Source organism: Pilosibacter sp. NGB245, assembly GCF_057397225.1.
This window is the reverse complement of the sequence record NZ_CM171584.1, coordinates 799,818-813,979: the sequence shown is the minus strand read 5'-3', so window position 1 is coordinate 813,979 and position 14,162 is coordinate 799,818. Positions and strand designations below refer to the sequence as shown.

Annotated in this window: 10 protein-coding genes; 1 reads left to right on the top strand and 9 read right to left on the bottom strand. The window is 42.3% G+C overall.

All coding sequences use genetic code 11. The annotated features are described in order from the left end of the window. Positions 1–21: 21 nt before the first annotated feature. The 5 genes from ACXMYH_RS03580 to ACXMYH_RS03560 form a co-directional block, all read right to left on the bottom strand. The gene (locus tag ACXMYH_RS03580) at positions 22–993 is read right to left on the bottom strand and encodes a hypothetical protein (RefSeq protein ID WP_486555548.1); all 972 of its coding nucleotides are present in this window, start codon (positions 991–993) and stop codon (positions 22–24) included. A gap of 197 nt (positions 994–1,190) precedes the next feature. After that, complete coding sequence (locus ACXMYH_RS03575) at positions 1,191–1,559, bottom strand: hypothetical protein (RefSeq protein WP_118297792.1); 369 nt, start codon at positions 1,557–1,559, stop codon at positions 1,191–1,193. 326 nt (positions 1,560–1,885) lie between these two features. Beyond that, positions 1,886–2,320: a hypothetical protein gene (locus ACXMYH_RS03570; protein ID WP_015552611.1), complete on the bottom strand. Its 435-nt coding sequence runs from the start codon at positions 2,318–2,320 to the stop codon at positions 1,886–1,888. A 71-nt stretch (positions 2,321–2,391) separates the two neighbouring features. Continuing rightward, entirely contained in the window at positions 2,392–2,769 is a 378-nt protein-coding gene (locus ACXMYH_RS03565) for a TnpV protein (RefSeq protein WP_158364530.1), read from the bottom strand. 359 nt (positions 2,770–3,128) lie between these two features. Then, a complete protein-coding gene (locus ACXMYH_RS03560; RefSeq protein ID WP_118532326.1) occupies positions 3,129–4,382 on the bottom strand; it encodes an RNA-binding domain-containing protein in 1,254 nt (417 codons plus the stop codon). Between the two features lie 249 nt (positions 4,383–4,631). Between ACXMYH_RS03560 and ACXMYH_RS03555 the strand changes: the two genes are divergently transcribed. Next, positions 4,632–5,708 carry a P1 family peptidase gene (locus ACXMYH_RS03555; RefSeq protein WP_118532328.1) on the top strand — a complete coding sequence of 359 codons (1,077 nt, stop codon included), beginning with the start codon at positions 4,632–4,634 and terminating at the stop codon, positions 5,706–5,708. A 318-nt stretch (positions 5,709–6,026) separates the two neighbouring features. Here ACXMYH_RS03555 and ACXMYH_RS03550 read toward each other — a convergent pair whose 3' ends face one another. From ACXMYH_RS03550 to ACXMYH_RS03535, 4 genes are read right to left on the bottom strand one after another with little or no spacing between them, the layout of a single operon-like run. Then, positions 6,027–10,493, bottom strand: coding sequence for a coiled-coil domain-containing protein (locus ACXMYH_RS03550; RefSeq protein ID WP_486555547.1), 4,467 nt, complete (start codon positions 10,491–10,493; stop codon positions 6,027–6,029). After that, positions 10,486–11,232, bottom strand: a complete 747-nt coding sequence (locus tag ACXMYH_RS03545) for a DUF6063 family protein (RefSeq protein ID WP_486555546.1) — start codon at positions 11,230–11,232, stop codon at positions 10,486–10,488. The genes ACXMYH_RS03550 and ACXMYH_RS03545 overlap by 8 nt, the downstream gene beginning before the upstream one ends. Positions 11,233–11,235: 3 nt before the next feature. After that, complete coding sequence (locus ACXMYH_RS03540; RefSeq protein ID WP_118606767.1) at positions 11,236–12,846, bottom strand: hypothetical protein; 1,611 nt, start codon at positions 12,844–12,846, stop codon at positions 11,236–11,238. A gap of 59 nt (positions 12,847–12,905) precedes the next feature. Continuing rightward, positions 12,906–13,925 carry a Wadjet anti-phage system protein JetD domain-containing protein gene (locus ACXMYH_RS03535; protein ID WP_486555545.1) on the bottom strand — a complete coding sequence of 340 codons (1,020 nt, stop codon included), beginning with the start codon at positions 13,923–13,925 and terminating at the stop codon, positions 12,906–12,908. Positions 13,926–14,162 lie beyond the last annotated feature (237 nt).

Below are 14,162 nucleotides of genomic sequence, written 5' to 3'. Positions count from 1 at the left end.
CTTCTTTAAGAGGAATCGTATTTATTCATTCCAGTAAATTTGCTCTGGCAAATAATAATCCTGTATGTCACTGTACAAAAGTTCAGCTTCAAAATGGTCGCTCCCAGACGCATGTATCGCAGGCATGCTAAGAACAATTCCCTCAGGTTTTAAAAAGCACCTCATACTGTCAGCATTAGTAAAGGGACTTGGTAATGTATATTCTGAAGTTTGTAATTTCATCATCTCTGAAAATTTTTCCTCACTGTATGAAGTAATTGGATCAGAGGGAAAAAAAGCTTTCTCAAAAAATACCTTCTCAAATTCCGCATTGACTGTATATAAATCTTTTAGGGTAATTAATTCTAACGATGTTAGATCTATATTGAGAGCATATAAGTCAGTAGTTGGAAATTGACTTACCTCTATGTCAGTATTCCCCCAAAAAACAACACTAATTATTTTTGAATTTTGTAAGGTAACAGCGGATTGATAGTTTACGTCTATCCTCGGGTTTTCTGGAAAGAGCGAAGGGTCGAGGGATGCCATATCCTGTACTTTGGCCAAAATCAGTGAATTTATTTCTTCAGCTTTACTTCCATAGAAAGCTGGATATTGGATTTTAATGGTACTATTCTGATTTGGTGCTTTTGTATATAGTCTCATCTCATATGTATTTTCAGATGTAACCTCAGATGAATTATTTGCCGTGTCATTTTTATGAAGTGCATCGGTTTTTGTACGATCTCTTTCTTCTACAGAAGCTGCTGCTGATCCTTCCATATGCTCCGGCTCTGACAAACTTACTGTTTCAGCTGGTTCTTCTGACAATAAAATTATTTCTTGTTCTGAACTTGATTCTTTTGTAGACTGAATCTCAATTTCTTCTGTTTGGAGCATTACCGATTGTTCCAGAGGCTGCTGTAAAGTATTTTTCTCTGCCAAATTATTATCTCTCGAACATGCAGTTCCAAGTATACACACTCCTAAAGCTACAATTATCAATTTCTTCATTCCAGCTCATCCTCCCAGTTTTCTATAATTATAAAGCCATTTAATATTTTGTACCAGTGACAAAAAAGTGACAAAATTGCAGTTGTTTAATATAATACCCAAAGTTATAGTATCATAACCTATTCGTCTTTTCAAACAAGAATTATCTGACTTGGCAGTCAATATTTACTCGGAGTTACAAGGAACTAATGTAAATGTCAGAACTGCCCCCAGACTGATTCGTTGTCAAAACACTCAATACAGGTACGGTAATTCAGACCACCGATCGTGTACTGATTAACGTAGATCTTTGGTTCCATTTCAGTGATGGATGGATCAGCGACAACTATGTTCAGAGCTGGGTAAAGGATCACAACGATAATAATCGATGGTGGCATGTGGAAAAGGGTTACAAATATCCTGTTGTTGCGTGGAAAACCATTGCCGGAAAGGACTATTGCTTCGGCATGGATGAGGGTTACCCCAGCAATACCTATTACCAGTATGATACCACCACACATGACCGCAAATATCGGGTTATAGAAAACTTTGCAGCTGAGAATGCTTATCAGGGTTAAAACTAACAATTCTCTAAGCTCACTGACTTAGAATCATAGAACCGCCGCATTAAAGATTAATTTGCTCTTAATGCGGCGGTAACTCTTCCATAAAATCATCTGCACTGTTTCAATTATAATTCATTTCTGGAGAATCCAAAGAATTATAATATTCTGCTAGTTCTGAATCTATGGATGAATCCAGTATATATTTTGTATGATTAATCGTAATACATTTTCCCGAAAAAATGATATCATATGTATATGTGTTCGTTGAGATAATAACTCTTTTGCTCCAACCACTTGCATTTCCTACGGAAAAATTTGGTCTCTTTTCTATGTTATTTATAATTGATTTACTTTGTTTGTAAATCTTCCAGAAAGAAAATTCCCTCTGTTAGGTTGATAAACATATCCTTGTCCTTGATTACATGAATTTTATTGTTCCACCAGACAGTAGTGTTATTAGCGGAGATTGTTTTGCTTGTTCCATCCTTAAGAAAATAAGTAATTGTAATAGTAGGTTCTTCTTCGCTATTCACTTTCTCAAATAAATCATATTTCAGAAATCCCGTTAGCTTTAAGGCTAATTCAATATCCTCACGGCTTGAAATTTCTTTAACATCATCTGTGACACTCGGATACGTGATATTTACAGACTGAATATTATTTATGCGAGGCAATCTCCAAAGATACATACCATTCGTAAATATGTTGATTCCAACAATCAAAACTGTCATAACTATCACTTCTATCAAAAATCGAATAAGACATTTGAAAATCTTGTTCATCTATTTATCCTCCAATCTTGATTTCTCCTGCTTCCAAAATCCCGTTTTGTCATAATCATTCTATCACACCGTTATGAATAAATCCTCTCATGCAAAATAATTTCCTCTGCCCGGTTGTGAATGTTATTGCAACGCTGCACCCATTCCATTTGAGAAGTGCGCTTTAATTCCTCTGTCACGCCCTCGGCAGCTTTCATCTGTTCCATGATAGTGTCTAACCGTTCCTGTGCCTGTTCGTTCAGGTCTGCAAGATATGTCCATAGCTCTCCGGTCAGTATCAATGTGTTCAATCTGGCTGGGTGGACTTCTCTTAAATATTCCCGGTGCATCCGTCCATACTTTCCGATGGGGCGGTGTTCTTCCGGCAGCTTCAAGTCTGGGATGTAGTAATCTCCGACAAGGATATAATCAATTCCGTTTTCCGTTATTCTTGGTTTCAATTCGCTCATATTTTTAATCTCCTCATTCTGGCCCATTTTTTGCAAGTCTGACTCTCCAGAAATATTGGTAAATCTTTGGTAAATTTGAGATCGAAACACAAAAAACGCTTAAAATCGAGGGTTATGAGACGATTTGAGACGTTTCATCATGCCCGGTAAATCCTGCCGAGGCAGATAAATAATACTTTTATCATAGTTTTGTTTCTCCTTGATTTACCCCGGAATGCCCTGTTTTGTGAGGGATTTCGGGGATTATGGTTATATGCTCTGAAATTACAGATTGTGGCAAATCAGAGCAAGATTGAGCAAGTTGTTACTACCTGTTGCTTTCTTTGAATTTCCGAAACACTGTTTCAGGAACCCATGTCTTAACTAATAATATATTTTGTACCCTTGCCTTTTCCTTCCACTGTGATCACACCTTTTTGACACATTTCTTTCAGTAGCTTTGTTGTCTTTGATTTACCAAAAGGTACATACGGCGCAACTTCGCTGATCGGCTTCAGCATCGTCTTGCTCAAAAGCTTATAAACTACAATTTCATCTTCTGTCAGATCAGCATTTTTTTCAAATATCGGAAGCACAATTTTTATAGCATTTTCCGAAACTTCAAAATCCGGTTTTATCAAAGCTTCCGCATAGAGTTGTTTTATTCTTGTACTTCCCGTTCCAAATATCTCTACAAATCCTAATCTATAAAATACATTGGCAAGATTTCTATTTCTTAAAACATAAAGCTTTCCAGACAGATATTCTTCCTCTGTGATTCCGGACGGTAATCCACCAGGAGAAACAATATCGATTCGATCATCAAACATCGAAACTCTGATTTGTGAATCCACATCCCATACTCTATGAATCAGAGCATTGGCGATTGCTTCTCGAAAAGCAGCTTCCGGTATTTTCTCCATTTTCTTTCGATCAGCACCTTGTATTACTTCGTATTGATAATAGTCTCTGAATACCTCGATTGCCTTTTCATATACCTCTAAAACCGATATATTTTCAAAGGTTGATCTCTTTTGAATGATACTGATGTTTTCTCCGAATTTGACAATATCAATTCCGGGGAAATGATTTTTATCTGCCAAAAGTCCTGCCGCATTATTGAATCCATTTACATCGTCATATAAGTTCAATGTTTTCAACGTATCCTTATCAAAATTTTCAATCCGGACAGTTTCTTTCAGTTTACGATGTAAAATTTCAAAGGACAGTTCCTGATCTTTGCAAGGCAATTCTTCAAATCGAATGTTTTTTCCATCCAGTACCAGCCTTGAAAACTCCAGAGTGTCTACTTCTATCGTTGCTGTATCATTCCGCTTGTAGGCTTTCGATTTATATAGATACGGCTTCTGAAGTCCACTTTTCACAGTAAGTTTTATCGTCTGGTCATTATTCTGTATTTCAAGCGTATAGTCCGGCTGCGGTGTAATGCTGTCATTGATTTTATTTTCAATATCCAGACAAGCTTGCTTGACATCCGGCAAACCTTTTATATTTCCATCATCATCTACACCAAAAAGAATAGTTCCGCCATCATAATTTGAAAAGGCACTGACTGTTTTTAAAAACGTGTTCGTAATCGTTTCCTTGAACTCCAATATTCTTGTTTCACGCATATCAATCGCCTCCATTTTGCTCTTATTGAATATATTATATGCAGAAATACGCAAAAAAGCAATCGTATTTTTTTACGATTGCTTTTTTGATTGTCTTGTATTCACCCTTACTTTTATTTTGCCGTTTTTTTGTCATCCTTGTAGATTGATGTCATTAAATCACTAATTTCCCCCCATCCTGTTTTTATTTCTCAAAAACTATGATACAATCATTAGAAATAGCCGACAAAATCCAAGGAGGAAATCAACGTGGAGAAAAAACGGATTCGGGACTTCGGAATTGTACCCGGAAGAGTGAAAACAGGAAAAAGAAATGCGATTACGGATGTACCTGGTGTACTGGTAGGACACTGTACTGTGAACACGGAAGAAAATCATACCGGTGTGACTGTGATCGTCCCTGGACCGGATAATGCATTTGCAAATCACTATACGGCGGCAGCCTATGTCCACAATGGCTTTGGGAAAAGTGCCGGTCTGGTACAGATAGAAGAGCTTGGGACTCTTGAAACACCGATTGCCCTTACAAATACGTTAAATGTCGGAAAGGTTTGGGATGCACTTGCCGGTATCGTGATCGAACAGTGTCAGAACGATGGGCTGGAACCCATGAGCATCAATCCGGTCGTTGGCGAGTGTAATGACTGCCGGATCAACCAGATCCAGAAACGTGCAGTTGGTGAAAAAGAAGTGCGGCAGGCTTTTGAGGCTGCTGCCGAGGAATTCGAAGAAGGGGATGTCGGTGCCGGTGCCGGTACCATCTGCTACGGCATGAAGGGTGGAATCGGATCTGCATCCCGCGTGATCTGTATTGGTGAAAAGGAATACACCATCGGCGTTCTGGTTCAGTCAAACTTTGGTGCAACCGAAGATTTTGTACTCAACGGAGAGGCTGTTGGTCCAAAAATTCTGGAATGGAAGCAGGAAAAGAATGATATGGCTGCATCCGAAGAAGATAAAGGTTCGATCATGAGCATTCTGGCTACGGATCTCCCATTGACAAGCCGTCAGCTCAAACGGATTCTGAAAAGAACAGGAGTTGGCATCGCACGAACCGGCGGTTATACGGGACATGGAAGCGGAGAAGTCATGATCGGCTTTACAACCGCAAATCGGATCCCATCCGGTCGCGAAGAGGAACTTCTCCAGATATCAGCAATTCCGGAGCATGTGATCAACCGGGCTTTTCTCGCTGCAGCGGAAGCTGAACAGGAAGCGATCCTAAATTCCATGACGGCTGCAAAACAGACACGTGGAAGAGAGGGAGAGTTGTATTACAGCCTTGCAGAATATCTTAACGACAGGGAAGTCGAAACCTCAAAATAGACTTGAAGCACCATTTCCGGCATATCACCGGTTCTGGTGCTTCTTTCTTTTGACATGCTTTGCATAAGAAAGCTATCTATGCTTCCAACATCTTGTCTCCATTTCGTGCACCTCCGTTACCAGTATCATAACAGAAAACCGATACTACGGAAAGCAACGCGCTGTTTCCTACTCCTCAGCCTCCATATCAAACAGTTCCAGTACACACGCCCTTTTCGCCTGTGTACTGGAACTGGATTTTGCCGATGCTTCGCATCCTGAATCGGAAAAATCTGCTGCCGCGACAGTATCATACGGAATTTTCAGTGCAGAAAATCCCTACCCTTCAAAATCCATATCAAACATACTTATCTGTTCCATCTTGAAGTCCGATAATACCATCCTTTTGGGATCATCGCCTTTCACGTGGGTCACGTCAACTCTCTGCACTCCATTTCGGATGCTGGATTCGATGAGTTTCAGTACATAGATGTTGTCAAACCGATTATAGATGGAATCGCCTCCGAGCCCAGAAAGGCAGATCAGCTGCGTATTCGTCTTTTTCGCCATCTCGATCAGCGGTTTCAGAAGATGTTCCGCGTTTGTCTGCGCAAACGGGTTGTCCATGATTAGGACCTTTCCTTCCTCGCCGGAATTAAAGATGTCGGTCTCATCCCGCCTCATATAGCTTAAGAGACAGGTCAGGATCACAAATGCGGACAGGAAACCTTCGCCGCCGGAGTTTGCCGATACCTCGGACCAGGAGATCGCAACCTCCCGTTCCGCCTCGATTTTATACAACCGGATCTTCACATTCTGGATTCCTACGATGTCATCATACAGCTTTTTCGTCGTGATCACCCGTCCCAGGAACTCCGTCAGATTTTCATTCTTCTCGATCGTCTCGATTCCCATTTTCACCACATGTTCAAAATAATCATGCAGCTTCAGGCGGAAATGCTCTTTTTCCGTCTCCCAGTCCGGTACCTGGATTCGCAGCATTTTGAGGCTTCTGCCACGCACAGAGATCGTAGAATTTTTGTCAATCATGCCGATATTCGCATTGATCTGCTCAATGTATTCCAGGAACATCATTTCCAGATTTTTCTGCTCATCATCGATATGCGCAAGGTCGATCTTCAGTTTTTCCAGCTGATTTTCGTATGCCTGGCGGTTCAGCTCAAACTGACGGGACAGATTCTGCGGACTGGCAGTCTGCGAGAGCAGGCTGTCAAACGTTTTCCTGAAATAATCATCCGCGTACTCTTTACCGGACGCAATCTCGCGGATCATTTCTGACATGCTGAGTCTGCATTGATCCAGAGCTTTGGAAATCTCCGCCATTTTTCTGCGAATCTCTTTCTGATACGTTTTAACAGCCTCGATCTCCGCATTTCGGATATCCGGAATCTGTGCCTGGATGGCAGTCAAGGCATCCTCTTGCCCCTCTTCTGTCTGCGTGAGCATTTCAGCTTCCGGAAGCATCTCATCCTCATATTCCGCTACAACCGCAACCTGTGCAGACAGCTGGATATTTCTCTCCTGAAGACGCGACTGCTTCTGCAGCTCTGTCCTGAGATCATATTCTTGTAAATTCCAGCGTTCTTCAAAGTTTATGTCTGTAATCGTCTTTCGATCGACCGGCTGATCAAATCCCGTTTCCTTTTTCAGGTTTTTCATATTGGTCTCGATCTGATGTTTCAAAACACCCAGTTGTTCTCCCAGACTGACATTCTTTTCAACTGCCTGATTCAGCTCTTTTTCTGTCTGCTTTTTCTGACATTTCCAGCTGTCATACTGTTCTTCCGGGCAGATCAGTTCCCGGTACTCCTCCTCCGGAATCCGGCTGTCCTCATTTTTCTTTTGAATATCTTTCTTTTTCCCCTGGATTCTTCCGATCCAGTCATTCTGCGCTTTTCGAAGTTCATCGACACTATCCGATATTTCTTTCGTCAGTGCATAATATCTCGCTTCCAGTTCTGCCGGATCCGCAGATTCCTGACCGGTACGTTCATGATTTCCGGCTGTTTCAGTAAAAGTTTCAAATTTTTCTTTTTGTTTCTGCACACGGTCGATCTGCTCCGAAATTTCCTTCACCAGCGCCCGGAGTCCAATCTCCTGTTCCTGAAGCTCTATCATTCTGATCTTAAGAGCACTTTCTTTCGCCGTCAATTCTGTATTTTCCTTGTTCAGGCGTTCCAGACTCGTCCGCTCTGTCTCGTACTGCTCATATTTTTTGCAGAGAATATCAAACTGGTGCTTCTCCCTGTTCAGCTTATCGATCTGCCGTTTCACCGTCTCCGCAAGCTTTTTCGTCTCTTCTTTTTCTTCATCCAGTCTGCCCTGCTCCCGCCGGATCTCCTGGAGACGTTCTTTCACTGATTCACTCTCTTTTTTCTGATCCGTAATCTCTTTTTCTGTCTGCTGATACAAAGTGGTACTGAACGTCTGACTTTCAATTTTACTCCTGTAGTTTCGGTAAGTTTCCAGGTCCGATTCCTTGTCCCCGATTGACTTTTTCAGACTTTCAATCTTCCTCCTGATCGTGTCCAGAATCTTTTCCAGCTCCTCCCGATCAAGAAGATGTGTATTGAACATGACATAAAAATGCACATTTCCATAGACTGCAAATCTCGCATCCACAGATTGCCGCTCCTGTTCCAGTTCGTCTTTTATGATGATCGGGATCGGAAAGCTCGTATACAGTTCCTCCTCATTCTTTCTGAACCGTTCAAAATCCGCCCGCTCCATCACAACAGAATACGGAATAAACGGATTTTTCTTTACAAGCTCCGCATTCTCTGCCGCCGTCCGTCCGTTTTTCGTGAGCCATTCCATTCCGTATACCGGGTCGATTCCGTTCTGTTCCAGGTAGGTCCTGATATTTTCCGGAAGCTCTGTCGTTTTTCCTTCCTTCAGCTGCCGGAGCTGTTTCTCCTGAGCGGCTTTTTTCTGGATCAGACTGTCTCTTTCCATGTCCAGCTCTTTCATCTTTCCGTCCAGCTGATCCAGAATCAGATTTTTCTGATCCATATGGGCTTCATCCATGCCGACATACTTCATGATTCTCAGGCGTTCATTCTTCTGTTTCTCCAGATCCAGAAGTTTCTTAGAAAGACTGTCCAGCTGATGTGCGAGATCGTTGGCTTTTAAATTTCCATCCACTATTTCCCGGGAAAGTCTTTTTTGTGTCTGTTCCTGCTCGAGAAGTTTTCTGGCATATTTTGCCGATTCATTTTTCTTTTCCTGAAGCCCTGCTTCCATTTCTTTCCGAAAAATCTCCAGTGCACCATCCACATAAAGACCTACGATATTTCGTCTCAGATCTGCACTGAATTCTCTGTTAAAGGTGTCTTCCACCTCATCAAAGCTTTTCACTCTTGAAGTCAATGCACCGATATCTACGCCTAATTTTCGGATCTTCTGCTCATTTTCACCGAATTCCTTCTCTACTTCCTTTTTCGTATTTTCAGTCTCGACACGATTTTCTTCTTCCCGCTTCTTCTGTTTCTCCAGCTTCTCTGCCTTCCCGGAATACAGCGCATACAGCTGACTTCCGATCTCATCCTTTGATTCTTCCGTCTTCTGTAAAAGCACCTGCAGCTTTGCATCTACCTCGGCCTTCTGACGTTCAAAATCCTTTAATTCCTGATAGAGCTTATGAAGATCATACCGGTCGATCTCCCGTGTCAACTGATTTTTCCGATAGGTCAGCTCTGTGATCGCCGTCTCCTGCTGTGTTCTCTTCGCAAGGAGTGCTGTCTTCCGGTCCTCATCAATGTAAATTCCATATGAGAGCTTCTCATAAACGATCCGTCTCTGTTCCCTTTTGATCTGGTCTATTTTCTCCTGTCCGGCAGCAATTTCCGTCTCCAGCCGCTTCAATTCTCTCTGCAGCGCCTTCACATAAAGGATCATCTCTGTTCTGAGAGCCGCTGCATCATGATCTTTCTGAACATAATCATCGATCTGGACTTTCAATGGCTTCGTGTCCTCAAAATACTGTTCAATGATCCCTTTCCGCTGAATTTTCGACTGATTACTCTTGTATTGTTCAATAAACTGGAACGCAAGTTTCCGGAACTCATCCGTCTTATTCTTTTCCTGGTTTAATTTATCTTCAATAGGGCGAAGGAACCAGTTTTCCACCAGATTCTTCTCATCTTTGGCATTCTGGAAAAGCTCTGAAAGTCCCGACTCCTTCTGGTTGACCTTTCGGATGATGCTCTCCCATTCTTTATTGTTGACCTGATACTCGCGAAGTTTATTAAAATACTGGCCTCTTCCATAGGAGCTGGTCATGTCATACAGCCGAAAGTTTCTCGACTCACTTTTACTGATCTCCTCCAACAGGTTTTTGCATTCAGAAAATCCCCTCAGGATCTTTTTGCTACCTTCCTGTCTGATGACCGGAAGATTCTCAATATCATAGCTGCAGGCTTTTGAATAATTGCCGGTAAAAGTGTACATTTCCAGCTCTTCCGCGTCATTGTCTTCCCGCTGGCTTTTCCTGACCATCATACCTGCCAGGAAACGATCGGCTTTATTATCCAGGATCCATTCTGTCATGATAAATGTCGGCCGGTTCGTCGTAAAATAGCTCTTAAACGGCCGGTCTCCGAAATCACGATATGAGCGGTTGACAAAAAGGCTCACAATCATCTGTACCAGCACGCTTTTTCCGCCGCCGTTTCTCAGGGAGATGAGTGTGTTCTGACCATTGAAGTCAAACATCTCGTCATCAATTTTGATGGTGTTATTGTTATAGTTCAGGTTTAAAATACGGATCCTCGCTATCTTACTCATATGTTTCCCCCAATGCCTCCATGATCCTTGCATAGTTTTCTTTATTCAGGATCTTATACTCCATCACGTTGTCCAGCTTTGCCGTCGTCTTGATCATCTCATCTTCCCGGACGAAAACGATCAACCCTTGCCGATCGAGAAACTCACAGATAATGCTCACATAGCCTTCCTTTGTATACTTTGACCGGCTTCCCGTTTCCGCGCTTTTTAAGGACTCATAGGCCTCGCTCATACTCTTGTAATCCAGGACGTTTTCATACATTTCTGTGTAAAGATTTGTTCCATCCTGTTCCCGCTCCTGTTCAAGCGCAAGTCCTGCTTTCAGACGCTCTGATACGAGATTCTGCAGCTCCCCGAGTTTTAAAAATTCCCTGGATTTACTGGTACCTCCCTGTCCGTCATAAAATTCCACCAACAGCGTCAGGATTACGAACTGTGCCAGATAATAATCCCGGTCTGTAGCATTCGGTTTACATAATTCTTTTTTCAGGTCTGCCTTCGTAAAACCGAGGTATTTATTGTCGATATCCGGCATCAGATAGATCGTCGTCCCGTACCGCTCGATTCTGCAGTCTGCAATTTCCGCCTGATTTTTCACGAGATTCATGATCTCTTCATGTTCCACATACGCGCGATACAGATCATTGACTTCCGCATCCAGGTCACTCAGTGCCCCGTGGCACAAAAGATAATAAAATATTTTCTGGCTGTATGTGATCATCTCTGCTTCGTATGCCATCTTCTATCTCTCCTCATACCGGAATCCCACGTTGGAACATCTGAAATTTCTTCTGTTTCCGTTTTCATCCATTACATTCTTAAAGTACACATGCGCACTGTCTTCCATCGGGAAAATAAACATCTTTCCGATTTTCCGGAATTCCCGGTCTTCCATCAGACCAAGTAACATCTCATTCAGTACAAACCCATCTGACGCATCCATGAGATAATCCGATTGTTCATTTTGAAGTGCTCCGATATCGATTGTGCCCGCTGTCAGGAATTCGATGATCACCTCGCGAAAAATCTCTGCAGTCGGAAGAAGCTGTGTCCGTTCTTCTTCTGTACACACCGTATTTAAGATTTCCAGCGTCATTTCTTTATATTTGAGAAGCTGTTCCAGGATTCCCTTCACACAGCCCTCATATTTTTTCATCCGTTCTTTCCTGCGCTCTTCTTTCTCCCGGTTGTACTCCTCTTCATCAAAATCCAGCTCCACGGTCTCGTCTTCCACATCCGCTTTTTTTAACTTTTTCTGATATTCCAGCATTTTCTCCGGATTAAAGATCTTCCCCACCCGTCCGGTAAATAACGGACTAAAAATTTTATCAACATTTTTCAGGAGCGAGACATCTTTTAATACCTTATCATACACATCGCTCCGGAACGGAAACCGCTGGACCAGTGTCATGTTCGAGTAATTTTCCAGCTCTTCATCATATAATTTCTTCAGATCAAAATGCTGACCGAGGATTCTCTGGTGTTCATCCAGAGTCTGCGTCAGATATCTTCCGATCACACGAAGATTGTTCAGGTTGCCCTTTTCTTTTTCCGTGAATGTTTCCGCATTCATCTGTTTTTCTTCAAATTCTTCAATTTTCTCGTCGATAAACTGCCTGTGAAGATTGAATTTTTCTCTTGTCTCGACTACAGTGTTGATGTTGTCCTCCACCAGCTGCCCATATTCTTCTACTGAATAAGCCAACGCATTTCTCCGGACCGACAGGATTGCCTCCTCGATCTTCTGGCTCTGTTTTCTAAGCTGACTGAAGATATTTTTGATATCTTCCACAGCCCTGTTATAATCTGCCTTTTCCAGATGCAGCTTAAAGAGCATTTCATGGACCGAAAGTTTCAGATTATTTTCCATTTCCATCGTGGAGAGCATCATATTGTAACCCTCGTCCGTCAGGTAATAGGATGTTCTTCTGACGCCACTCTCCAGATACACGACCTTGTTGTCGATATAACGGATGTTGATTTCCTTATATGTCCGTTTTTCATAGTCAAAAGCCTTAAAATACATGGAAGAACCGCTGTTTCCAAGGATATCCTCCACCATAAACCTCGCAAAGTCCCGACTCTGCTCAAAGCTCAGCTTTTTCGCATGGTACTCGTAACTGATGTCCTCCACGAACGCCGCAATATCGTCCATCGTGCAGTTTTCTTCCCGCAAAGAATACTCCATGATAAAAAGCAGCAGTGTAAACAACATATTCATCTGCTCATCCCGCGTCTCTATGCCGTAATCCTTCCACTGCTGCTTTCCAAAGCTATTGCTGCAGAGCAACGCATACCTCCCGACAAATTTCATTCGCTGCTCAAAATTCTTTAAAAAATCTTTCTCGATCATCTTTTATCACCAGTTTTGTTCATTTATCATAACCTTTCCGTATCTCTTCTGTCGGTTGGCTACCAGTCATGCTCATTTAGAATTTCCTGTGGAATATATTTTCCTGCTGACAGGATTTCATGGATCTGTCTCCTTCTCTCCTCATCAAACACATCCAGAAATACCGTTCCAATATTCGAATTCTGCTTTTCCTTCATGTCAGGAAGAGCTGAAAAACCAATCTGAAGCGCCTTATCCAGCATCGCCTCGTATGCTTTCCGGAAAAGTTGGATCATTCTGGCACTGCCATTTCCCTGCCTGTCCCATTGGTACTCTTTCTGCTCCAGAAGATGTTCATAGATCAGAATCCCCTCATAATCAAGATCTCCGAAATAGAACAATTCATTATCCCCAAGGAAATAGGATTCTGCCCCATTCACATAATCCGCAAACGTCTTCCAGATTCCTTTTCCTGCCCCGTAGATCACAGTACCAAACTGTTTTCCAAGGATCCGGTCATGCCCCGCATTCATACAGCGCCGGATATCAAAAAATGTGTCTTTATTCTCCACGATCAGAATGTTCTGAGGGGTCTGTTTGGACCGGGAATAATAAGAGAGCGGCTCAGAAGTCTCATAAAATGCCAGCTGTTCCCGACTGATCCCAATTTTCCTGCAAAATTCGAGACCGCCCTCTCTCTGGAAAAACTTTTCCCGACGGAAGATCTCGAAGCTCCGCTCATTCATCGTCTCCTCGGTATCAAGCAGTTTGGAATGATCTTTCAGATAATCACTCAGAATCTGAAGTTTCTCCTTGTCCGTCTCATAGCATTCCGGATGGTTCCTGTAATAGGAAGTATTGATCAGAGGATGATACTTATACTTCAGTTCCTCATAGATATCCGTATAATCCGTTTTGTCTTCATATTTCCAGAAGCTGAGCGGAAGCGCCGGTCTCCGGCCGTTGCTCTTCGCATTTTTCATCGGAACAAGCTCGTCTCTCCTGATCAGCTCCATCACATATGTATAGAATTTCTGATAGTCTTCCGACTCCGGATACTCATTGAGCAGGTCCTGCAGGTATACTTTGTGTTTCTTCATTCAGAGATTCCTTTGCATTTTTCTTTCCATATTTTCTGAATCCATCACCATCTGCCCGATCGGGTTATCCGCAGATTCGCAGGATCCTATGGATATTTTCCATATGTTTGACTTTCTGTACCTCTTTGAGACACAGTATATCACATTAGGTGTCCTATAATTTGGTCTTGCATATCGAAAGCAAAAAAATTTATCAGATTTCTTTCTCCATCCACTTCTCAATCTTCCCCACAACTC

Coding starts and splice junctions, on each gene's coding strand:
- ACXMYH_RS03545 (WP_486555546.1), bottom strand. CDS start 11,232: ATGGCATACGAAGCAGAGATGATCACATACAGCCAGAAAATATTTTAT.
- ACXMYH_RS03580 (WP_486555548.1), bottom strand. CDS start 993: ATGAAGAAATTGATAATTGTAGCTTTAGGAGTGTGTATACTTGGAACT.
- ACXMYH_RS03560 (WP_118532326.1), bottom strand. CDS start 4,382: ATGCGTGAAACAAGAATATTGGAGTTCAAGGAAACGATTACGAACACG.
- ACXMYH_RS03540 (WP_118606767.1), bottom strand. CDS start 12,846: ATGATCGAGAAAGATTTTTTAAAGAATTTTGAGCAGCGAATGAAATTT.
- ACXMYH_RS03550 (WP_486555547.1), bottom strand. CDS start 10,493: ATGAGTAAGATAGCGAGGATCCGTATTTTAAACCTGAACTATAACAAT.
- ACXMYH_RS03565 (WP_158364530.1), bottom strand. CDS start 2,769: ATGAGCGAATTGAAACCAAGAATAACGGAAAACGGAATTGATTATATC.
- ACXMYH_RS03570 (WP_015552611.1), bottom strand. CDS start 2,320: ATGAACAAGATTTTCAAATGTCTTATTCGATTTTTGATAGAAGTGATA.
- ACXMYH_RS03535 (WP_486555545.1), bottom strand. CDS start 13,925: ATGAAGAAACACAAAGTATACCTGCAGGACCTGCTCAATGAGTATCCG.